This is a genomic window from Clostridium sp. BSD2780061688st1 H5 (genome assembly GCF_005845155.1).
Classification (GTDB): domain Bacteria; phylum Bacillota; class Clostridia; order Lachnospirales; family Lachnospiraceae; genus Claveliimonas; species Claveliimonas intestinigallinarum.
Window position 1 is genome coordinate 67,516 of sequence record NZ_SPGT01000010.1, and the last position, 20,363, is coordinate 87,878.

Below are 20,363 nucleotides of genomic sequence, written 5' to 3' on the forward strand. Positions count from 1 at the left end.
CACGGTTTTTGGAAAAAGTCTACGCCGGCTTTGGCTATGACGGCTTTGACTACGGCTTTGGAAAGCGGATTTCCACCCGGAAGAGATCCGCCTCTGTAGACACCTGGAGGGTGCCGTGCATCAGCTCCGTAAAGCTCCTGGCTATGGCAAGGCCCAGGCCGGATCCCTCTGTATTTCTGGAGGCGTCTCCTCTCACAAAGCGATCCGTGATCTCCTCGGTGTCAAATGTAAGCTCCGCCGCCGACACATTTTTTATGCGGACCACCGCCTCCCTGTCCGTCTCCTCCACATCAATGAAGACTCTCGTGTGGGGGAGGGCGTATTTTGTGATGTTGACGATCAGGTTTTCAAAGACACGGTAGGCCTTCTGGCTGTCCAATCTTAGAACCACCTTCTCTCCCGGCAGGCTCCAGCGGATATCCAGGCCCGCGGCTTTGATGTCCCTGTCGTACTCTAGCTCCACCTGCTTTAAAAGCCCGATGATGTCCAGATCCATAAAGTGTATAGTGACATTTTTGCTGGTGGCCTTGCTGATCTCAAAGAGGTCCTCGATCAGCACCTTCAGTCTCTGGGACTTCCGCTCCAGTATGCCGATGTACTCCCGCCTCTTCTCTTCGTCCTCCTCGTTCTTCAGGAGGTCCACATAGGTGATGATGGCGGTCAGGGGCGTCTTCAGGTCGTGGGACACGTTGGTGATCAGGTCTGTCTTCATCCGCTCGCTCTTCACTTCCCTCTCCACCGCCTTCCGGAAGCCGGCCTGTATCTTCACCAGCTCCTCCTGCACCGGCGTGAAAATGCCCGCGTCCCCCTCAATGGGGACGTCCAGCCTTCCCTCCGCCAGGGTGCTGGTGATCTTTAAGATCTGCCTGTACTGCCTCTGCACCCGGTTCAGATACCTGCGCAGGAACAGGAACAGGACTATGGAGTAGATGACCAGCGCCCACACATCATAGTACCACAGGAAGCTGATGAGCAGGATGGCGATAAAATTCAGGAGCACGATCTTCAGTATGAGCCGGTTCGTCCTGTCCCGGAAATCCAGGTGGAGAAGGGCGTCGTACTGGGTCCTCACCGCCTTTTTCATTGTTCGGCCGGCTCCCCTGGTCCTCTCCCTCACTGTGTCCGTCACGCCCCTGCCGCTGTCAAAGAGCCTGCATACCCCCCGCACCAGGAGACTGCGCTCCCGCAGGCAGGCTGCCGGCGACCGCAGGAAATCCCACAGGCATCCGCCGATCCAGAACAGGATGGAAAAGATCAGGAGCCACACAAGGAAGTTGACCCCAAAGTTCAGAGCCCGGTCCGCATCGGAGGAGCCGGACGCTGCCAGCAGCCTTCCGGTGCATGTCTTCCAGATCATGATAGCCGGCCAGATCATGGCGCAGGCCAGCAGGATGGCCGCCCCGGCCACCAGCTCAAGGGGCGCCCGGAAGATGGCCTCCTCCTTCTCCCTCTCCAATATCCTGTACAGGATGCCCGCCCCGCCGGACAGCACGGTCAGGAACAGCATGACCCATATGAAAGCAGAGCTGTCCAGGATCCAGCAGGCGTACAAATAGGCGCCCCCGTAGGCATCCGCCGCCATGGAGGTGGACAGGCAGGACTTTACATTGTCCATGGTCATGCCGTACACTGCCGTCACATCCGCCGGGAGGGACATGGGCCATCTCTCCTGCATCTGCCACTCCCGCTCCAGAGCCTCCCATCCTGAGAGGAGGGACTCCTCTATCTGGTACTGCACGTCCCTGTCCAGATAGCTGCTGCCCACCTGGACATTTCCAAGCCCCCCTTCACTGTCAAAGGAAAAGCTGACCCGGATGGCGTATCCGGCGCTCCCGTAGGCGTCCAGCTTTTCGGAAGCCCCCGCGCTGCTCTCAAGGAGAGCCTCACCGCCGTCGTCACAGAGGCAGTAGTCCATGTATTTTTCCAGCCTTCTAAAATCAGACGTGTCCATCTCCTCCCGCAGCTGGGACTCATCCATGTTCTTTGCGATCTCATTGTAGAGCACATAGTTGCCCTGCAGGAGGGGCGACAGCATATCGGAAAGATTAGCCGGTCCCTCGTACAGATCCTCCGTGGCCTCCTGCCCCGCCTCCTCAAAGGCGGGATAGAACAGCAGCATTGCAGCCGCGCACAGGCAGAGCACGGCCCCGGCCAGCGCCCGGAGTATCTTAGTCCTGTTTTTCGATCTTATATCCAACACCCCACACCACCTTTAAATATTTCGGATTTTTCGGGTCCAGCTCAATCTTCTCCCGGATATTGCGCACGTGGACCATGACCGTGTCCGTGTTTATAGCCCTCTCCTGCCACACCCTCTCGTAAATCTCGTCCGCCGAGAAGACCCGGCCCGGATTTTTGGCCAGGAGGAGCAGGATTTTATACTCCAGGGGCGTCAGCTTCACGGGACTTTCGTCCACCGACACTTCCACCGTATCCTCATTGATCTCCAGCCCGCCGATGACGTGCACGTTTCCCTTCACCTCCAGCTTTTCCAGGAACTTCCGGTATCGCCGCAGCTGGGAGTTGACCCTGGCCATCAGCTCCATGGGCGTGAAAGGCTTGGTCACGTAGTCGTCGGCCCCCAGGTTCAGGCCGGTGATCTTGTCCACCTCCTCGGACTTGGCCGAGAGCATGATGACAGGGAAATCATATTTCTCCCGCAGCTTCAGAGTCATCTGGATGCCATCCATCCTCGGCATCATGATGTCCACAATGGCCAGATGGATCTCCTCCCTGTCCAGGATCTCCAGCCCTTCCACCCCGTCCCGGGCCTGGAATACCTTATATCCCTGACTTTTCAGGTAGATCTCCACCCCCTCACGGATTTCCTTGTCATCTTCCACGATCAAGATATGATTGATTTCCATAATTTCCTCCTGCTGTCTGTATCTTTTGCTTTTCTCCTCCAAGTATACTACTTCCCTCACCGGACAGAAAGTCCGGATTTTTGTCCCGCGGCGCCGCCGGGAGGGCAGGCATGTTCTTCCTTGTGACCCTGCCGTAGCCGTGGGCCCGCACAGTCACCTTTGAGAAGGGCAGAGGGATGGCGTACTTGTCCCATCGCCTCCAGAGCCGGATACAGGCGGAGTAGCGGAGGGTAAAGCCCGTAAACTCCGCCCCCAAAAGCTCCGCGAAGTAAAACGCCAGCCCTTTCGGCTCATGGCGGGGGCCCAGCGGGCCGTCCAGAGCCACGGCCAGGGAGGTGTCCCTCCCCCGAAGCTCCTCCAGTATCTCCTTCAGCTTTCCAAAGGAGGCCCGGCCGTCGGCCACCCGCAGGGCATGCCCGCCGCAGCTCTCCACCATCCTTTCAATGTAGTCTCCTCTCGTGTCCGCTGTGACAATGACGTGGACCGGCTTTGTCCTCCCGGCCACCTGCTCCAGCACCAGGTTCATGCAGAAGCTGTCCTCATGCCAGAACCCGAAGATCTGGCGTCCGGGGCCAATCTCGTCCTCCGCCCACTCCATCCGGATGGTCCTCCTAAGTACTCTTAAATAGGTGAGGAAAAGAGACTGGAGAAGACTCCTCCCCATGTTCATACGCATATCTGTCCGCACAGCCTGCCGCCTCCTTTCGCCTCTTCTCCAGGCATCCTTCGTACATCCGCTCCGCCCGCATGGCCAGAAGGACGCTTCTGCAGCCCCGGACGCTGGCCCGGGCCCGGGCGCGCATTTCCTTCACAGCCGGCCCCTCCAGCGCCTTCCACACCTTCAGGCACCAGGCGTCCACATCCTCCGGCGCCAGATAGCCGTTCCTTCCGTCCTCCACCGCGTCCTCCACCCCGGTAGCCCTCACAGCCACCACCGGGCATCCGCAGGCCAAAGCCTCCTGGATGACGATGCCCTGGGTCTCCGACCTGGAGGCAAAGAGGAACAGGTCGCTGGCAGCCAGGTAGTGCTTCAGCTCCTGGTTGGGGATATTTCCGGTAAATGTGACCTCATCCTCCAGCCCCATTTTCCGGGCGAGCTCCTCAAGGGAAGCCCTCTGGGTCCCCTTCCCTATGACCAGGAGACGGAAGGGCTCCATGTCCTCCTCCTTCAGCCTGCGCATCCCCTCCAGGAGAAAGGGAATGTTCTTCTCTCTTTCCAGTCTGGACACGGTACAGAACAGATACCTCCTGCCCTGCAGGTATTTCTCCCTGATCTTCTCTGCCCGCCTTTCGTCTGTCTCAAAAAATTCCTCCCCAAGGCCGGTGGGGAGCACCTCCACAGGGGTTCTCACGCCCGTCTCCAAAATCTGTCTTTTCATCCCTTCGGATGGCGCCAGCACCAGGTCGCATTTCCCCGTGAACCACCGCATGTAGGCCGGCAGGATCAGATCCCTCCCCGCCCGGATCAGAAGCCGCCTTATGGGGCCCGCCTGCTCCTCCCGCCGGAACAGGGGAAAATAGTGGAGGTAATCCTGGTACTTGGTATGCCAGGTGTAGACCACAGGCACCTGGTACCTTCTCTTCAGCCAGAGGGCTGTATTTCCCATGAAAACAGGCTGGTGGACGTGAACACAGTCAAAGGACTCCCTCTCAAAGGCTTCCCTTACCTGGCGGGCCGCCACCTTCGGGTAGACCATGCCGTTTTTCATCCTCCTCTTAAAGCAGCCGCACCGGATCACATGCTCTTCCTGAGCTTCCAGCGCATCCCCCGGATCCTCTGTCTCCCCTTTTTCTTCCCCGTAGTCCGGAGCAAACACAGTCACCTCATGGCCCAGGGCGCGGAGGGCTCCCGCCTGTCTTTCCACGGAGACAGGCACACCTCCCACAAAGGGCCGGTAGTTGTTTGTCAGCATCGCGATCTTCATGTCTCATTTCCTCCTCTAGCTCAGTATGTGGATAGCGGCCTCCCCGAAGAAGTAGCCCGCTCCCACAAAGAGGAGGTTCCACAGAAAGATTCCAAGGACAGAGCTGACCGTATATTTCACAAAATTCATCTTCACCATTCCTGCCGGGATGGAAATCAGGGTCCGCACCATGGGCAAAAGCTTGCTGACGAAGACGCCCACGCACCCCTTTTCCCGCAGGAACCGCATCTTTTCCTCTATGACAGGCTTCTGCTTTGGAAATTTCCTGAAATACCAGCCCAGCAGCCGGGTTCCACCTGTCCTCCCCAGAAGATAGAGAGCCCAGCTTCCCGCCAGCCCCGCAGCCACGGACAGAACCATCACCATGGGGAAGCTGATCTCCCCCTGGGAGGCCCAGATCCCCGCCAGCGGCATGATCACGCCGGCCGGGAAGCCGGGCAGGTTCAGGTATTCCAGAAAAACGATCAGAAATATGAAAAATGCGCCGTACTCAAGAAAATAGTTTGTAAGCGTCTGGATATCCATAGAACACATCCTCCTTTGTATGTATTTAGGATACCCACAATTTCTTAAGGAGCATGTGCTAAGAAACGAAAGATTTTCTAAAGAATATCCGTATTATAAATTTTCACAATTTGCCGTGCCTGAAAAAAGGAAATTATTGAATAATCACGATTTTGTCCTGGATATATTGACACTTCCACTGAATGGTGATATTTTTAGTTTGTCTAAAAAATAACAATCTAATTCAGGCAGATGTATGCTGCTGAAAGGAGACAACAATTATGAAAATAGTAAACATGGAAACAACAGATACATTTGACAGCAGTATGGGATTTCTTCACGACAGCTATGAGAGCGGTTCGCCCCTTAAATACGGAAAATACGGTATGGACTTGATCATGAAGGGAGATACCCGCGTAACAGACAATTCCCGCGAAATGGACCTGAAAATACCCGGATTTGACAAAGACGAGATTCATACAAGGGTTGAAAACGGCTACGTAACAGTCAGCGCCAAAAAAGAGGACGCAAAGGGCGAGAAATACTCCTGTCCCAAGCACTACGCGGGCTCCGTATCCCGCAGCTTCTATGTAGGAGAGGACGTCACAGAGAAGGACGTCACCTCCACTTTTGTAAACGGTACTTTGACACTGTCTATCGCCTGTTGACACAACCCCTTTCCTGTGCTACAGTTATAAAGCTGATATGCGGCAAATAACATAGCGCTAAAATTCTGATGTGGATTTTTCTGGCTCAGCCACTTTTCGCCACACACCTGCCTCTGGCAGATGTGTGGTTTTTTTGCTGCCGCCGGACCTCCGGGAAAGAAAGGAATAAAAAATATGAACGAGACATTTATGAAAGAGAAACCCATCCTGCCCCTCATCGCGTCCATGGCCCTGCCCATGGTCATCTCCATGCTGGTCAACTCCCTTTACAACATCGTGGACAGCTTTTTCGTGGCCCGCATCAGCGAGGACGCTATGACGGCCCTCTCCCTTGTCTACCCCCTGCAGAACCTGATCAACGCAGTGGCCATCGGCTTTGGCGTGGGCATCAACGCCCAGATCGCCTTCCACCTGGGAGCGGGAAATAAGGACCGGGCCGGCACTGCCGCCACCCACGGCATCCTTCTGTCCGCCATCCACGGCATCATCCTGTCCCTGGCCTGCATCGGGGCTATCCGCTGGTTCCTTGGCATGTTCACCTCTGACCAGCAGGTCATAGACCTGGGCGTGCGCTACAGTGTGATCGCCTTCTCCTTTTCCATCGTCATCTCCGTGGGGCTTGCATTTGAGAAGATATTCCAGGCTGTCGGCCGGATGAAGCTGACCATGCTGAGCATGCTCTCCGGCTGCATCGCCAACATCATCCTGGACCCGGTCCTCATCTTCGGCCTGGGGCCCTTCCCGGAGCTTGGCATAGAGGGGGCCGCCATCGCCACCGGCGCGGGGCAGGTGCTGACGCTGGCTGTCTACCTCATCGTCTACAGCAGATTTCCCCTTCCCCTGAAGATCAGCCGCCGCTATCTGGCCGCTGACAGGCAGATGGACGCAAAGCTCTACTCGGTGGGCATCCCCGCCACTTTAAACCTGGCTCTCCCCTCGGTCATGATATCCGCACTCAACACCATCCTGGCAGCCTGGTCCCAGAGCTATATCGTCATCCTGGGCGTCTACTACAAGCTGCAGACCTTCCTCTATCTCCCCGCCAGCGGCATCGTCCAAGGGATGCGCCCTGTCATCGGCTACAACTACGGCGCCGGGGAGCGGGAGCGGGTGAGAAAGATTTACAGGGTCACCCTGGCCATGTGCGCCGTCATCATGGTGGCGGGCACCCTAGTCTGCCTGACAGTGCCCCACCTCCTGATCGGACTTTTCACGGAAAATCCGGAGACCATCCAGGCGGGAGCTGCTGCCCTCCGCATCATCAGCGCCGGCTTTATCGTGTCCTCTGTGTCTGTTACATCCTCAGGGGCCCTGGAGGGCATTGGCAAGGGCTTCCCCTCCCTCATCATCTCCCTGTGCCGGTACATTGTGGTCATCCTCCCGGCCGCCTTTATCCTGAGCAGGCTCATAGGGCCCTCCGGCGTGTGGCACGCCTTCTGGGCAACGGAGCTGATCACGGCTGTGGTCGCCTTTGCCGTGTACCGGAGGGCGGCCGTCCTTTCGGACTGACGCCGGGCTCACGCTGCCCTGACTGAGTTTCTCTGTGCTGGCGCCGGGCCGGTACCGGCGGCACAGCTCCTCCAGCTTTTGGAAATCGCTGCACCTTGCCGCCACAGCGGACTTCTCTCCTCCCACCTTTTTCCGGTACAGGAGCAGGGCGCTGCGGAGGATCTTTTCCTGTATCTTTTTGATGTATCTGTACTCTGCCCGCAGCAAATCTCTGTACTTTTCATCCTCCACCCGGGCAATATCCACATACTCGTATTGCCCCTCCGGGACAGGAAACATATTGTTCAGGTTGATGACCGCATAGCTTTTCACTTTGATAAAATCCAGACTGTCTCTCATCTGCGCGTGCTTTGCCTTGAAGGATGAGAGGGGCGCAAAATAATCCATGCAGCCTATGCGCAGCACGATGCCGATATATTTGCGCTCCTGCCGTCCTCCCTCCCGCCGATTGCAAAAAAGATGGGGCGCGCAGGGGAGAAGATAGTCCACATAGTCTTCTTTGATGTGGTAAAACTTGATATGACTCATTCCGCCTCCTTGTCAGAACGCACTTCCAGACTTTAGAATTCTCATGACTTTTGGAAACTTTGAAGATCTTCACGAATAAAAAGATAACACCGGAGGCAGCCTGGGCTGCCTCCTCTGTGTCTCATCCGCCAGGAAAGGCGGACACTCTTAATTTTCTCACTTGGGGCTGAGATACACCCTCTTCGAATACATCCAGTATAGCTTAGCCTGCGCAAAAAAGCAAGCGCTTTATGTCTCTTATTAGCCTTTGCCGGACAGCACCATCAGCGCCTCGTAGGGCTGCAGTCTCCCCTGCTTCCAGCCGCTTCGCCCGCCTGCCTCTTTGTCTTCCCCGGCGCAGCTGTGGATCAGCACCTGGCCCTCTGCCCACTCCTTCGGCAGGTCACAGACGGCGTCCTCCCCCGAGAAGTTGGCAAGGACGAGAAGCCGGGTATCTCCGCTTGTCCTTGTGTAGGCAAAGATCTTTTCATCCTCCGGGAAGAGGAGCTCAAATCTTCCGTCCACAAAAACCGGGTACTCCTTTCGCAGAGCAACCAGCTTCTGATAAAACCGGAACACGGAGTCCGGATCCGCCATCTGCGCGGCGGCGTTGATCTCCCGGTAATTCGGGTTCACCTCGATCCAGGGCTCTCCCGCCGTAAAGCCGGCGCACCTGCTGTCGTCCCACTGCATGGGCGTGCGGGCGTTGTCCCGGCTCTTGGCGTAGATGGAGGCCATCACGTCGTCCCTATCGTAGCCTGCCTCCAGCCTCTCCTCATAGAGGTGCAGCGTCTCGATATCCCTGTAGTGGCTGATATCCTGGAAGCGGACATTGGTCATGCCCAGCTCCTCCCCCTGGAAAATGTAGGGCGTGCCCTGCATGCCGTGAAGGACACAGGCCAGCATCTTGGCGGATCTTGTCCGGTACTTCCCGTCGTCTCCCCACCTGGAGACGATCCTTGGCAGGTCGTGGTTGTCCCAGAAGAGACTGTTCCAGCCCTTGCCGCCAAGCTCCACCTGCCATTTTGCCAGCGTCTCTTTCAGCTTCACCAGGCTTAAAGGAGCCAAATCCCACTTTGTCTTCCCCTCCTGCTGGTCCAGGCCGATGTGCTCGAACTGGAACACCATGGAGAACTCACTGCCGTCCGGATTGCTGTAGAGCTTCGCTCTCTCCGGGTCTGCTCCCCAGGCCTCCCCCACAGTGATGAGGTCCCCCTTCTGGAAGGTCTCCCGGCTCATCTCCCGGATAAACTCGTGGAGTCTGGGGCCGTTGGCTGTGATCCTCCGGTCCGGCTCCTTGGCGATCTGGTCAATGACATCCAGGCGGAAGCCGCCCACGCCCTTGTCCATCCACCAAAGGATCATGTCGTAGATCTCCCGGCGCACCTTCTCATTTTCCCAGTTAAGATCGGGCTGCTTCACGGAGAACTGGTGGAAATAATACTGCTGGAGCTCCGGAACCCACTCCCAGGCCGGCCCGCCAAAGGCCGCCTCCATGTCATTGGGAAGCTCTCCTTCCACCCCGTCACGCCAGACATAGTAGTCGTGGTACGGGTTGTCCCTGCTCTTTTTCGCCTCCTGGAACCAGCGGTGCTCGTCGGAGGTGTGGTTCAGCACCAGATCCATGATGATGCGGATCCCCCGCTCCTTTGCCTCCGCAATGAGCTCCTCCATGTCGGACAGGCTGCCGAACATGGGGTCAATGTCCTGGTAGTCCGATATGTCGTAGCCGTTGTCGTCCTGGGGAGACCTGTACACAGGCGAGAGCCAGATGGCGTCAATACCAAGCTCTTTTAAATAGTCCAGCCGGCTGATGATGCCCTGGATATCCCCGATACCATCCCCGTTGCTGTCCTGGAAGCTGCGGGGGTAAATCTGATAGACCACCGCCTGCTGCCACCATTTTCTATCCGGTTTTCTCTCTGTCGTTCTGCCACTCATGCGCTTTCATCTCCTTTCCTTCCGCCGGATCAGCGTTCCCTTGCTTTCCAGCACTCCGTCTTCAAATCTTCTGGCGAAGAGGATCTCACCCTCCGGCCTGACCTCCATATCCTCGTCCGAACAGTTCAAGAGCACCTCGATCTCATTTTGCTGGCCGTCCAGCTTGATGTACTCCACGCAGCGGTCATTTTCATATTCGCGGGGAAAGTGAAAATAGAGACTCCGGCAGGCGTCCTCCTGCCTCCTCATGCGGATGAGGGAGCGCATGGCCGCGATCCTCTCCCGGTTCTGTGCTCTGTCCAGCTCATCCCAGGGCATACACCTTCTGCAGTCCGGGTCGTGGCCGCCCTCCATGGCGATCTCTGTCCCATAGTAGATGCAGGGGCTGCCCGGCATGGTAAAGAGGATTGCCAGCTGCTGATAAAAGATGTCCAGATCGTGGAACCGGTTCATGAGCCGCTCCGTGTCGTGGGAGTCCAGAAGATTGAACATGACGTTGTTGTTCTGCTGCATGTACATAGTGTAACAGCGGTTGATCATGTACTCGAACTCCTCCTTCTTTGCGCTCTTATCCAGGAAGAAATCGTGGATGCCGCTCATGAGAGGATAGTTCATGACCGAGTCGTACTCATCCCCCATCAGCCACTGGCTGGCGTCATGCCAGATCTCCCCCAGAAGGTAAATATCCTCCTTGCACTTCTTCAGATGCTCCCGCATCTTCTTCAGGAAACGGTGGGACACCTCATTTCCCACGTCAAAGCGGATGCCATCGATATCAAAATCCCGGATCCACCCCTCGCACACGCCGCAGAAGTAATCGATGACCTCATCGTTGTTGGTGTTGATCTTTGGCATCCAGTCCGCAAAGGCAAAGGAGTAGAACCTTCCGTCCCTTGTGTCCTCATGCTTATCCGGCAGGGGCCACTGGTGGACCATGAACCAGTCCGCGTAGGGGGAATCCTGCCCGTTCTTCAGCACATCCTGCCAGGGGGCGAACCTGCGCCCGCAGTGGTTGAACACCGCGTCCACCATGACCCGGATCCCCAGGGTGTGGGCCTCCTCCACCAGCCTGTGGAAGGTCTCCCTGTCCCCGAAGTGGGGGTCGATCTTCGTGTAGTCGGTGGTGTCGTACTTGTGGTTGGACTCAGCCTCCATGATGGGGTTCAGATAGATGCCGGTGACACCTAAGTCCGCCAGATAGGGAAGTCTGATCCTGATCCCCTCCAGGTTGCCGCCGAACCGCTCCTCATTGGTGACAGGCCCCTTCCGCCAGGGAACAATATCTCCATCCAGGGCAGCTCCGTCCTGTCCGGAGCTCTCTCCCTCCGGGACAGCCCGGCAGAACCGGTCCGGGAAGATCTGGTACCAGACCGTGTCGTTGACCCAGTCAGGGGTCCGGTTCACGTCCGCCGGGTTCATCCATGGTACGGTAAAGCACTGGATCATCCGGCCCTCCATATCCATCTGCTCCTGGGTGAGGAAGCCGTCCTCACAGTAGTACCAGACCTCACGGTCTGTGTGGAGCTCAAAATAGTACTTGCATCTCTTGTAGGGCGGGACAAGGGTGGTGGTCCACCAGATCTGATGGCGGAGCCTCTTTTTGTAGACGATCTCCTCCCTCTTCCCGGTCCACTTCTCTTTCCCGCCAAGGATGCCCGCCTCGAAGGGGTCTCCGTGATGGATGAACACCCGCTTCACGTCGTAGCCGGTCTTTAAGTTGACCACCAGCTCGTCTTCATTTAAAGGATAGCTCATCTGCTCTGAAGTTTTGTGGTAAACGCCTGTAAATTCCATCTTTTATACCTCTTTCCGGGCCTGGATCTGTTTTCTGTATCCTGCAAGTTCCCGTCCGGCTCTGTCAAAGTCCGGCATATGCCACTCCCAGTTGGGGGAGCCCACTGTTCCCGGTGTGTTCATATGGCCCTCCCGGCCAAGTCCCAGAATGTCCTGCATGGGGATGATGGCGTACTGGGCCGGGCTGTGCAGCAGGTAGGTGATCAGCCTGTCCTTCACGGACCCTGCCCTGCACCCTTCCTTTTTAAGGAAGCGGCGCACCTTCCGCCTGGCGGCGGGGCTTAAATTCCCGTACCATTCCATAAGTGTGTCATTGTCATGGGTGCCGGTGTATATGATCATGTTTTCTGTGTCTTCCGAGATATCACGGGCGTACTTTCCGCCTGTCTCAATGGAGAAGACAAGGATCTTCATGCCCTTTAAATGGTAGTGCTCTTTCAGCGTCAGAACCTCCGGACGCAGATCTCCCAGATCTTCCGCCACCAGCTCCACGTCGGGCAGCTTCTCCGTCAGCAGATCCAGCACCTCGTAGCCGGGCGCCTCGATCCAGTCTCCCTCCACGGCTGTGGGGCAGGAGGCCGGGATCTTCCAGTAGGTGTCAAAAGCGCGGAAATGGTCGATGCGCACAATGTCAAAAAGCTTTCCGCTGTAGCCGATCCGGTCCAGCCAGAACTGATAGTTCTGCTCCTTCATGTAGTCCCAGTCGTAGATGGGATTGCCCCATCTCTGTCCTGTCTCGCTGAAATAGTCCGGCGGAACGCCTGCTATGAAGATGGGACGTCCGTCCGTGTCCAGAAGGAAATTGTCCTTTCCTCCCCACACGTCCACAGAGTCCACGCCCACGTAGAAGGGCACGTCCCCCATGATACGGATACCGTTTTCGTTGGCCGCTTTTTTCACCTTCATCCACTGGCAGAAGAACATATACTGGAGGAACACCTGGAAATCCGCCTCTTCCTTTTCCGGGGCAGTCAGCTCCCGGCGGGTCTTCGTCCAGTTTTTATCCTCCTCTTTCCACTCATTCCAGCATGTGCCGCCGTTGCTTATCTTAAGGGCGCGGAACACGCCGTACTCCCAGGCCCACTCCTGCCGGGCAAAGGTCCGGAACTCTTCCTTCTGGTCCAGCCCCTGCTCCCGGAATGCCTGCCAGGCCTCCTTAAGATAGGGAAGCTTGAAAGCGCGCACCGCATCGTAATCCACCCGGACTGCCTTTTCCCGGAACACCTCCGGCTGCTCTTTCAGAAGTCCTTCCTGGAAAAGCACATCCAGACTGATATACAGCTCATCTCCTGCGTAGGATGAGTAGGGCTGATAAGGCGAGTTGCCGTAGCCCACAGGGTTCAGGGGAAGGATCTGCCAGATCCCTGCCCCGCTTTCCTTCATCATCTCAATCCATCTGTATGCCGCCGGGCCCAGCTCCCCGATCCCTGTCCGGGAGGGGAGGGAGGACACGGGCATCAGTATGCCTGTCTGTCTCATGGTAATACCTCTCTTATCTATTTTACAGATGCCAGATGTCTCTGTTGTACTCTGCGATGGTGCGGTCTGAGGAGAAGAAGCCTGCCTTTGCAATGTTCACCAGCATCTTCTTCGCCCACGCTGTCTCATCCTCGTAGTCTGCGAGCATCTGCTCTTTTGTGCGGATGTAATCCTTCACATCCAGAAGGGTCATGAACCAGTCTTTGCCCACGATCTCCTTGTAGAGTCTTCCCAGGTTCACCGGATCGCCGATCATGATCATCTCCTTGCTGATGATAAAGTCCACCAGCTCCTCGATCTGCGGATCGCTCTCGTAGATGGCTCTGGAATTGTAGGCGCTGTCAGCGTAGAGCTGGATGACCTTCTCGGACTTCTCACCGAAGATATAGATGTTGTCATCCCCCACAAGCTGGTGGATCTCCACATTTGCACCGTCCTCGGTTCCCAGGGTCACGGCTCCGTTCAGCATGAACTTCATGTTTCCGGTTCCGGAGGCCTCTTTGGACGCCAGGGAGATCTGCTCGGAAATGTCGCAGGCCGGGATCAGCTTCTCAGCCTTTGTCACATTGTAGTTTTCCACCATGACGATGCGCATGTACTTATTGACATCCGGATCGTTGTTTACAAGCTGCTGCAGGCAGAGGATCAGATGGATGATGTCCTTTGCAATGGTGTAGGCCGGAGCAGCCTTGGCGCCGAAGATCATGGTGATGGGTCTTGCCGGCAGGTTGCCCTTCTTGATCTCCTTGTATTTGTAGATGGCGTAGAGGGCGTTCATCTGCTGTCTCTTGTACTCGTGGAGACGCTTGATCTGGATGTCAAATACGGAATTCTCGTCCACATCCACATCCTGGGTCATCTTCAGATAGTTCTTCAGCTCCACCTTGGCGTCTTTCTTGATCTCTCTGAGGCGCTGGAGCACTTTCTCGTCATCCTTGTATGCCAGCAGTTTCTCAAGCTGGGAAGCGTCCTCCACATACTCTTCTCCGATAAGCTCTTTCAGATAATCCGCAAGCTCATGGTTGCAGTGGAGAAGCCAGCGGCGGAAAGTGATGCCGTTTGTCTTGTTGTTGAACTTCTCCGGGTAAATATCATAGAAAGGCTTCAGCTCGGACTCCTTCAGTATCTCTGTGTGGAGGGCAGCCACACCGTTCACCGCGTAGCCGTAGTGGATGTCGATGTGGGCCATGTGTACCCGGTCCATCTTGTCGATGATGTACACTCTCTCATCGTGGAAATCTCTTCTCACCCTTGCGTCCAGCTCCCGGATGATGGGCATGAGCTGGGGAACCACCTTCTCCAGGTAGGAGATGGGCCATTTTTCCAGAGCCTCCGCCAGGATGGTGTGGTTGGTGTAGGCGCAGGTTTTTCTCACCACGTCAATGGCTGTGTCCATATTGAAGCCCTTCTGTGTGGTCAGGATACGGATCAGCTCCGGGATGACCATGGTAGGATGGGTGTCGTTGATCTGGATGCACACATGCTCGTGGAGGTGATACAGGTTCACGCCTCTCTCCTCGGCCTCCTTCAGGATGAGCTGAGCTGCGTTGCTGACCATGAAATACTGCTGGTAGATGCGCAGCAGCTGTCCCGCCTCATCGCTGTCGTCAGGGTAGAGGAACAGGGTCAGGTTCTTCTGGATATCGCTCTTATCAAACTGGATGCCGTCGTGGATGATGCTCTCGTCCACAGAGTCCAGGTCAAAGAGGTGGAGCTTGTTGCACCCGCTCTTGTACCCCGGCACATCGATGTCGTACATGGTGGATGTCAGGGTAAATCCGTTAAAGGGAACCTCAAAGTGGCAGTCCGTCCGGGTCAGCCAGCTGTTGTCGGTGATCCAGGGGTTCTTGTCCTCCCACTGCTTGTTGTCTGAGAACTTCTGGAGGAAAAGTCCGTCGTGGTAATTAAGGCCCACACCGTCCCCTGAAAGTCCCAGTGTGGCGATGGAGTCAAGGAAGCAGGCAGCAAGGCGTCCAAGACCGCCGTTTCCAAGAGACGGCTCCGGCTCCACCTCCTCGATCTGCGTCAGGTCGTGGCCGTATTTTGCCAGCACCTCCCTTGTCTCCTCAAAAACTCCCAGGTTGATCAGATTGTTGGACAGAAGCTTTCCAATCAGAAATTCCGCGGAAATGTAATATAATTTCCTGTCTCCTGTGTTGGCCTTCATGCCCTGCATTTTTTCCTTTGTCACAAAGAGAAGGGCTGTGTAGATCTCCTCCTTTGTGGCGTCTTTGATATCTTTCTGAAATTTTTCCTGCAATACACGCTGTAATGCCTGTTCCATAATGAATACTCTCCTTTTCACATCTGATATTTCATAAACACTACGGTATTATCATACCCTATTTTTCCAGTTTTTCATAGACCCGAATCAGTTCTCCCACACTCCAGGCCTGGGCGAAACACCCTCTGGAAACCGTGGGGAACGCCCCGTCATAGATCTCAGGAAGCTGTCCTGCGCATCCCTCTCTCAGGGCGCTCTCCAGTCCTTCCATCTGCTCTTTCACCTTTTCTTTCGCAGCCCGGGAATAACCGTGGACTTTCAGATAAGCCAGGTAGTAAGCTCCCAGGGGGAAAGGCCAGACCGTCCCCTGGTGGTAGGCCATGTCCCGCTCCCTCATCTCTCCGCCGTAGGAGGGGTGGAACTGGGGATCGTCCTTCTCCAGGGTTCTGAGTCCGCAGGGGGTCCACAGCTTCTCAAAGACGGTCTCCACCACCTTTCTCTCCTTCTCCTCATCCAGCATGGTAAAGGGGAAGGATACAGCCCAGATCTGGTTGCACCGGATCTGACCGTCCGCGCCGGTTCCGGACACCAAATCCTTAAGGCACCCCTTTTCCTCCATCCAGAACTTTTCTGTGAAGGAACGCTTCACCTGCTCTGCCAGCCCGTCGTATTCCCCCGGCTCTTTTCCCGGCAGGGGGGCCAGATGCTCCATGATCCGCAGGGCATTGTACCAGTACGCGTTGATCTCCACCGGTTTCCCGTGGCGGGGTGTGGGAAGGATATCCCCGATGCGCACGTCCATCCATGTCACCTGGTCCAGCCCCTGTCCTGCCATGATAAGGCCGTCCCCGTCCATATGGATGCCGTACTCCGTACCTGTTCTGTAGGCCTCGATGATCCGCTCCATCACCGGGTACATCTCCCGGACAAAGTCCCCATCCTCCGTCTTTTCATAATAAAGCCAGACGCAGTTGATAAAGAGAAGCGCCGCGTCCACCGTGTTGTACAGGGGCTCATTTTCCCCCTCGGGAAACAGGTTGGGCATAAGACCGTCCTTCTCATAGGCCGCAAATGTGCGGAGAATGTCCTTTGCCGTGTCGTACTGTCCTGTGGACAGGCAGACGCCGGGCAGCGCGATCATGGTGTCCCGCCCCCAGTCCTCAAAGAAGGGGAAGCCGGCCAGGATGGTCTTTCCCTCTGTGGAGGCTCTCTCTGACACAAACTGAGCCGCGCTCTTTACAAGCACATCCGCCATTTCGTCTTGGAAACCAGCCTTCCGGGACAGTTCCTGCCGGAACTGCTTCGCCCGCTCTACGACCTCCCGGGCCCCGGGAAAGACAAATGTCTCCCCCGGCGTCTCCAGGTGCCAGACCACCTCCAGGACTCTCTCCTCCCCCATGGGAACCGTCATTCCCATCTGATGGAGGGCCACGGCGGACCCGCTCTCTCTTCTGCCGTCGCAGGCGTCATAACGGTAATAGTATGTCTCTTTTTCCGGACTGATCTTTCTGTCATGGCCGTTCGTCCGGAAAACCAGCGTCCCGGCCTCCCCGGTAATTTTCCCATCCGCAAAGGCAGGCTCCCTGCCCGGATCCAGATCCTCCCCCTTGGGGCTGAACTGGTAGAAGGGCGTAACCAGAAAGGTTCTGGCCTCCCGGCTCCTGTTGGCAATCTCATAGCGCAGGGCAATGGTGTTCTCCCCCTGCTCCATGGCCGCCTCCTTGCGGATCTCCACACCATCTGCCTGGAAATGCCAGACGGGCGTGTCCTCCCATGTAAAGGAGGAAAGATACCGGTATCCCGCCTCCCCCGAGCCGTCCGCCATCTCCTGGGTGGAGAGGACCGTGTCCCCCACCTGCTCCCGGAGGCGGTGAATGATGTTGTACCTGCTGTTGGGGGATCTCACACAGGCCATGAAAAACGCGTGATCGTTTCTGGCCGCCGCCCCGGCTGCCGTAAGAGATGAGAAACCTCCCAGGCCGTTTGTCATCAGATAGCAGGTCTCCTCGCTTCTTTCTACTGTCTTAAAATCCTGTCTGCCGTATATCCACTTCATCTCTTACTTCTCCTGTTCCCTTCTTCCAAGTATGACCATGCTCACCGGCTCCACTGCGATCTCTCCCCGGGCCGGCTCCGGCTTCTCCCACCGGAAGCTGTCCTGTCCGTCAGCCAGCACTTCCCAGTCTCCCGCGGGCAGCTGGCAGTCCTCCCGCTCCTTCCGGCTGTTGTAGATCACCTGGACGGTGTCCCAGGCAGCCCTCTGGCGTCCTGCCCCGGGCTGGTTGTCCACGAAAAAGCCTACCACGCCGTCCCTGGTCCACTGGCCGTATATGCGTCTCCAGGCCTCCCGGCTCTTGTCGCACAGTCCGGGCAGCCGTTTCCTAAGGGCGATCAGTCCCCTGTAGTAGTCCACAAGCTCCCGCTCCCGCCAGGCCTTTCTCCAATCCAGACGGTTGATCTCTATGGGGGCGTTGTAGCTGTCCTCCATACCGTCCTTGGACCGTGCAAACTCCTCGCCGGACAGAAGGAAAAGCCTTCCCTGGCAGGTCATGTAGATCCCTGCAGCCAGCCGGTACTCCCGTTTCCTCAGCTCCTCGTCCGTGGTAGTCTCGGAAAGTTTGTCCCAGAGTGTCTGGTTGTCGTGGGAGGACACATAGGTGATGATCTGGGAGGGCGCCTTGGCGCCGGAGGGTCCGTCCCCGCCGCACCAGGCCCGTACACTGTTTAAGATCTCCGTCTCCATGCCCGGAGCTCCGTTTACAAACCCGGGTTCTTTCAGCTCCAGGGCTGATCCCTTGATGGCGTCCCTTGTATTGTCGCAGAACATCCCTGTGTTTTTGTCCAGATTGTGAATGTTCTGCTTTAATGCCTGCTCCTTTTCCTGCTCCATGGCCGTGCGGTCCGCCGCCCAGGGCTCCCCGAAAAGGATCTTCTCTCCCTTGCCATACCGCTCGTCCAGAGCGGCGCGGATCCGGTTCATAAGATCCACATCCAGAAGCCCCATCAGATCAAATCGGAACCCGTCCATATGGTACTCCTGCGCCCAGTAGAGGACGGACTCCAGAATATATTTTGCGCACATCTCCCGCTCGCTGGCCACATCGTTGCCGCAGGCGGAGCCGTTGGAGGCGGTGCCGTCCTCGTTTACCCGGTAGAAATACCAGGGCACGGTCCGCTGGAACCAGGAGTCCAGGGAGTAGGTGTGGTTGTACACCACATCCATGATGATCCGGAAGCCCTGGGCGTGGAGGGACTGGATCATCTCCTTCAGCTCCCGGATGCGCACCTCTCCCCGGGAGGGGTCTGTGGAGTAGGATCCCTCCGGCACATTGTAGTTCACCGGGTCATAGCCCCAGTTGAAATCCGCCCCCTTGCCGGTCTCATCCACAGAGCCGTAATCGTAGACCGGCATAAGCTGGATGTAATTCACTCCCAGCTCCTTCAGATAGGAAATGCCGGTGGGATGCACGCCGTCCCCGTCCAGGGTTGTGTCTGTGTGGAGAAACGCCGTGTATTTCCCCCTGGTCTCTTCCGGAAACCCGCCGGATCTGTCCCAGGAAAATTCCTTCACATGAAGCTCATAGATCACCGTCTCCTGCTCCAGGGCGGGCGGCCGGTCTTCCTGCCACCCCTCCGGATCCGTCTTCCCAAGATCCACCGCCATGCTGCGCTGGCCGTTGATCCCACAGGCACGGGCGTAGGGATCAGCAGAAAAAACCGTACGGCCCTCCATCTGCAGGGTAAAATCATAATAGATTTCGTGTAGATTTCGCTGCGTACGGTATTCCCATATCCCCTTTTCCCCCTTTATCATGCAGTGCTTTTCAAAAGCCTCCGCCCCGCTCCCCTGCCTGTACAGGTTCAGCGTAACGGCGTCTGCAAAAGGGCTCCACAACCGGAAAGAGGTTCCTTTCTGTGTGACAAGGGCGCCCAAAGACGCGCCCTCACATACATATTTTTCTTTAAATTCCTGTGTTGAATAAATGTCTTTCCACTGTTTTGCTGTCTTTCTCATCCTGCCACACCTCATACTGTAGTTTATATTTATCCTTTATGGCACACAGCTCTCTTAACCTTTCACTGCTCCGGAAAGTCCGTCCACGTAGTATCTCTGCATGAACAGGAAGAGAGCGGCGATCGGTATGGAGATCAGCACCGCGCCTGCGGCAAAGCTTGTATACCAGCTGTCGATGTACTCCTTCTGCAGCATCTGCCACAGCCCGATGGCGATGGTGTACTGATCCGAGTTAGCCCGGCAGATAACTTTGGCAAAAATGAAGTCCAGCCAGGGTGACATGAAGGACGTCAGTACTGTGTAGATAATGATGGGCTTGCTTAAGGGCAGCGTGATCTTTGTGAAGATCTGCCATCTCGTACATCCGTCCAGAAGCGCCGCCTCATCCACCGCGATGGGGATGGTGTCGAAAAATCCTTTGGCGATCTGGAAGGAAAGGCCGGCTCCTCCGGAGTACACAAGGATCAGCGCAACCCGGATCAGATTACCCTCCGTCATTCCCATTGCCTTCAGTATAAAGTACACGGCTATCATGGACATGAAGCCGGGGAACAGTCCCAGGATCATGGCCATATTCATGTAGGGCTTTCTCAGCTTAAATTTCAGCCTGGACAGGCAGTAGGAAACCGCCAGCACATAGAAAGTCGAAAGGATACAGGAAAAGATGGCGATGATCAGCGTATTCATGAACATCTGCGGGAAGTTCAGAATGGATGTATCCGTAAATAGTTTCACATAGTTATCCAGCGTAAAGGACTGGGGGAAGAAGGTGGACACGTAGGACCCTTTCTCTGCCCGGAAGCTGGTTAGGATGACCCAGATGATGGGGAACACCCAGATGACAGCCAGCACACCCAGCACCACATGGACGATGGAGTTGTTGATAAAACGTCTTCTCTTTGCAGAATGCATTTTCTGTCCTGCCATTTT

Annotated in this window: 14 protein-coding genes and 1 pseudogene; 2 read left to right on the forward strand and 13 right to left on the reverse strand. The window is 56.3% G+C overall.

Annotated elements, in window-relative coordinates; all coding sequences use genetic code 11:
• Positions 1 to 49 precede the first annotated feature (49 nt).
• Genes FGQ86_RS08210 through FGQ86_RS08230 form a run of 5 tightly spaced genes read right to left on the reverse strand, consistent with a single transcriptional unit; the run spans position 50 to position 5,317 of the window.
• Positions 50 to 2,197, reverse strand: a complete 2,148-nt coding sequence (locus FGQ86_RS08210) for a HAMP domain-containing sensor histidine kinase (protein WP_243127197.1) — start codon at positions 2,195 to 2,197, stop codon at positions 50 to 52.
• Positions 2,169 to 2,867, reverse strand: a complete 699-nt coding sequence (locus FGQ86_RS08215) for a response regulator transcription factor (RefSeq protein WP_138303452.1) — start codon at positions 2,865 to 2,867, stop codon at positions 2,169 to 2,171. Before FGQ86_RS08215 ends, FGQ86_RS08210 begins: the two co-directional genes overlap by 29 nt.
• Positions 2,833 to 3,555: a DUF374 domain-containing protein gene (locus FGQ86_RS08220; protein ID WP_243127199.1), complete on the reverse strand. Its 723-nt coding sequence runs from the start codon at positions 3,553 to 3,555 to the stop codon at positions 2,833 to 2,835. The genes FGQ86_RS08215 and FGQ86_RS08220 overlap by 35 nt, the downstream gene beginning before the upstream one ends.
• Positions 3,479 to 4,792, reverse strand: coding sequence for a glycosyltransferase (locus tag FGQ86_RS08225; protein WP_138303454.1), 1,314 nt, complete (start codon positions 4,790 to 4,792; stop codon positions 3,479 to 3,481). Before FGQ86_RS08225 ends, FGQ86_RS08220 begins: the two co-directional genes overlap by 77 nt.
• A gap of 15 nt (positions 4,793 to 4,807) precedes the next feature.
• Positions 4,808 to 5,317, reverse strand: a complete 510-nt coding sequence (locus FGQ86_RS08230) for a DedA family protein (RefSeq protein ID WP_138303456.1) — start codon at positions 5,315 to 5,317, stop codon at positions 4,808 to 4,810.
• A gap of 260 nt (positions 5,318 to 5,577) precedes the next feature.
• Between FGQ86_RS08230 and FGQ86_RS08235 the strand changes: the two genes are divergently transcribed.
• Complete coding sequence (locus FGQ86_RS08235; protein WP_138303458.1) at positions 5,578 to 5,964, forward strand: Hsp20 family protein; 387 nt, start codon at positions 5,578 to 5,580, stop codon at positions 5,962 to 5,964.
• Positions 5,965 to 6,138: 174 nt separating this feature from the next.
• Complete coding sequence (locus FGQ86_RS08240; protein WP_138303460.1) at positions 6,139 to 7,473, forward strand: MATE family efflux transporter; 1,335 nt, start codon at positions 6,139 to 6,141, stop codon at positions 7,471 to 7,473.
• A gap of 63 nt (positions 7,474 to 7,536) precedes the next feature.
• Here the strand turns inward: FGQ86_RS08240 and FGQ86_RS16440 are convergent.
• The 8 genes and pseudogenes from FGQ86_RS16440 to FGQ86_RS08280 form a co-directional block, all read right to left on the reverse strand.
• A pseudogene (locus FGQ86_RS16440) lies at positions 7,537 to 8,001 on the reverse strand (type III toxin-antitoxin system ToxN/AbiQ family toxin); the annotation flags it as partial.
• 240 nt (positions 8,002 to 8,241) lie between these two features.
• A complete protein-coding gene (locus FGQ86_RS08250; RefSeq protein WP_138303464.1) occupies positions 8,242 to 9,921 on the reverse strand; it encodes an alpha-glucosidase in 1,680 nt (559 codons plus the stop codon).
• A gap of 6 nt (positions 9,922 to 9,927) precedes the next feature.
• A complete protein-coding gene (locus FGQ86_RS08255; protein ID WP_138303466.1) occupies positions 9,928 to 11,715 on the reverse strand; it encodes a glycoside hydrolase family 13 protein in 1,788 nt (595 codons plus the stop codon).
• Between the two features lie 3 nt (positions 11,716 to 11,718).
• Positions 11,719 to 13,194: a 4-alpha-glucanotransferase gene (gene malQ, locus FGQ86_RS08260; RefSeq protein WP_138303468.1), complete on the reverse strand. Its 1,476-nt coding sequence runs from the start codon at positions 13,192 to 13,194 to the stop codon at positions 11,719 to 11,721.
• Between the two features lie 22 nt (positions 13,195 to 13,216).
• The gene (locus FGQ86_RS08265) at positions 13,217 to 15,481 is read right to left on the reverse strand and encodes a glycogen/starch/alpha-glucan phosphorylase (protein ID WP_347562496.1); all 2,265 of its coding nucleotides are present in this window, start codon (positions 15,479 to 15,481) and stop codon (positions 13,217 to 13,219) included.
• A gap of 55 nt (positions 15,482 to 15,536) precedes the next feature.
• Complete coding sequence (locus FGQ86_RS08270; protein ID WP_138303472.1) at positions 15,537 to 17,474, reverse strand: amylo-alpha-1,6-glucosidase; 1,938 nt, start codon at positions 17,472 to 17,474, stop codon at positions 15,537 to 15,539.
• Between the two features lie 3 nt (positions 17,475 to 17,477).
• Positions 17,478 to 19,433, reverse strand: coding sequence for a type I pullulanase (pulA, locus tag FGQ86_RS08275; RefSeq protein ID WP_076777980.1), 1,956 nt, complete (start codon positions 19,431 to 19,433; stop codon positions 17,478 to 17,480).
• Positions 19,434 to 19,487: 54 nt separating this feature from the next.
• Positions 19,488 to 20,360 carry a sugar ABC transporter permease gene (locus tag FGQ86_RS08280; RefSeq protein WP_076777981.1) on the reverse strand — a complete coding sequence of 291 codons (873 nt, stop codon included), beginning with the start codon at positions 20,358 to 20,360 and terminating at the stop codon, positions 19,488 to 19,490.
• Positions 20,361 to 20,363 lie beyond the last annotated feature (3 nt).

Bases quoted from the DNA above. Each gene is read 5' to 3' on its own strand.
- FGQ86_RS08215 (WP_138303452.1), bottom strand. From the start codon at position 2,867: ATGGAAATCAATCATATCTTGATCGTGGAAGATGACAAGGAAATCCGT.
- FGQ86_RS08225 (WP_138303454.1), bottom strand. From the start codon at position 4,792: ATGAAGATCGCGATGCTGACAAACAACTACCGGCCCTTTGTGGGAGGT.
- FGQ86_RS08230 (WP_138303456.1), bottom strand. From the start codon at position 5,317: ATGGATATCCAGACGCTTACAAACTATTTTCTTGAGTACGGCGCATTT.
- FGQ86_RS08235 (WP_138303458.1), top strand. From the start codon at position 5,578: ATGAAAATAGTAAACATGGAAACAACAGATACATTTGACAGCAGTATG.
- FGQ86_RS08240 (WP_138303460.1), top strand. From the start codon at position 6,139: ATGAACGAGACATTTATGAAAGAGAAACCCATCCTGCCCCTCATCGCG.
- FGQ86_RS08250 (WP_138303464.1), bottom strand. From the start codon at position 9,921: ATGAGTGGCAGAACGACAGAGAGAAAACCGGATAGAAAATGGTGGCAG.
- FGQ86_RS08255 (WP_138303466.1), bottom strand. From the start codon at position 11,715: ATGGAATTTACAGGCGTTTACCACAAAACTTCAGAGCAGATGAGCTAT.
- malQ (WP_138303468.1), bottom strand. From the start codon at position 13,194: ATGAGACAGACAGGCATACTGATGCCCGTGTCCTCCCTCCCCTCCCGG.
- FGQ86_RS08270 (WP_138303472.1), bottom strand. From the start codon at position 17,474: ATGAAGTGGATATACGGCAGACAGGATTTTAAGACAGTAGAAAGAAGC.
- pulA (WP_076777980.1), bottom strand. From the start codon at position 19,433: ATGAGAAAGACAGCAAAACAGTGGAAAGACATTTATTCAACACAGGAA.
- FGQ86_RS08280 (WP_076777981.1), bottom strand. From the start codon at position 20,360: ATGGCAGGACAGAAAATGCATTCTGCAAAGAGAAGACGTTTTATCAAC.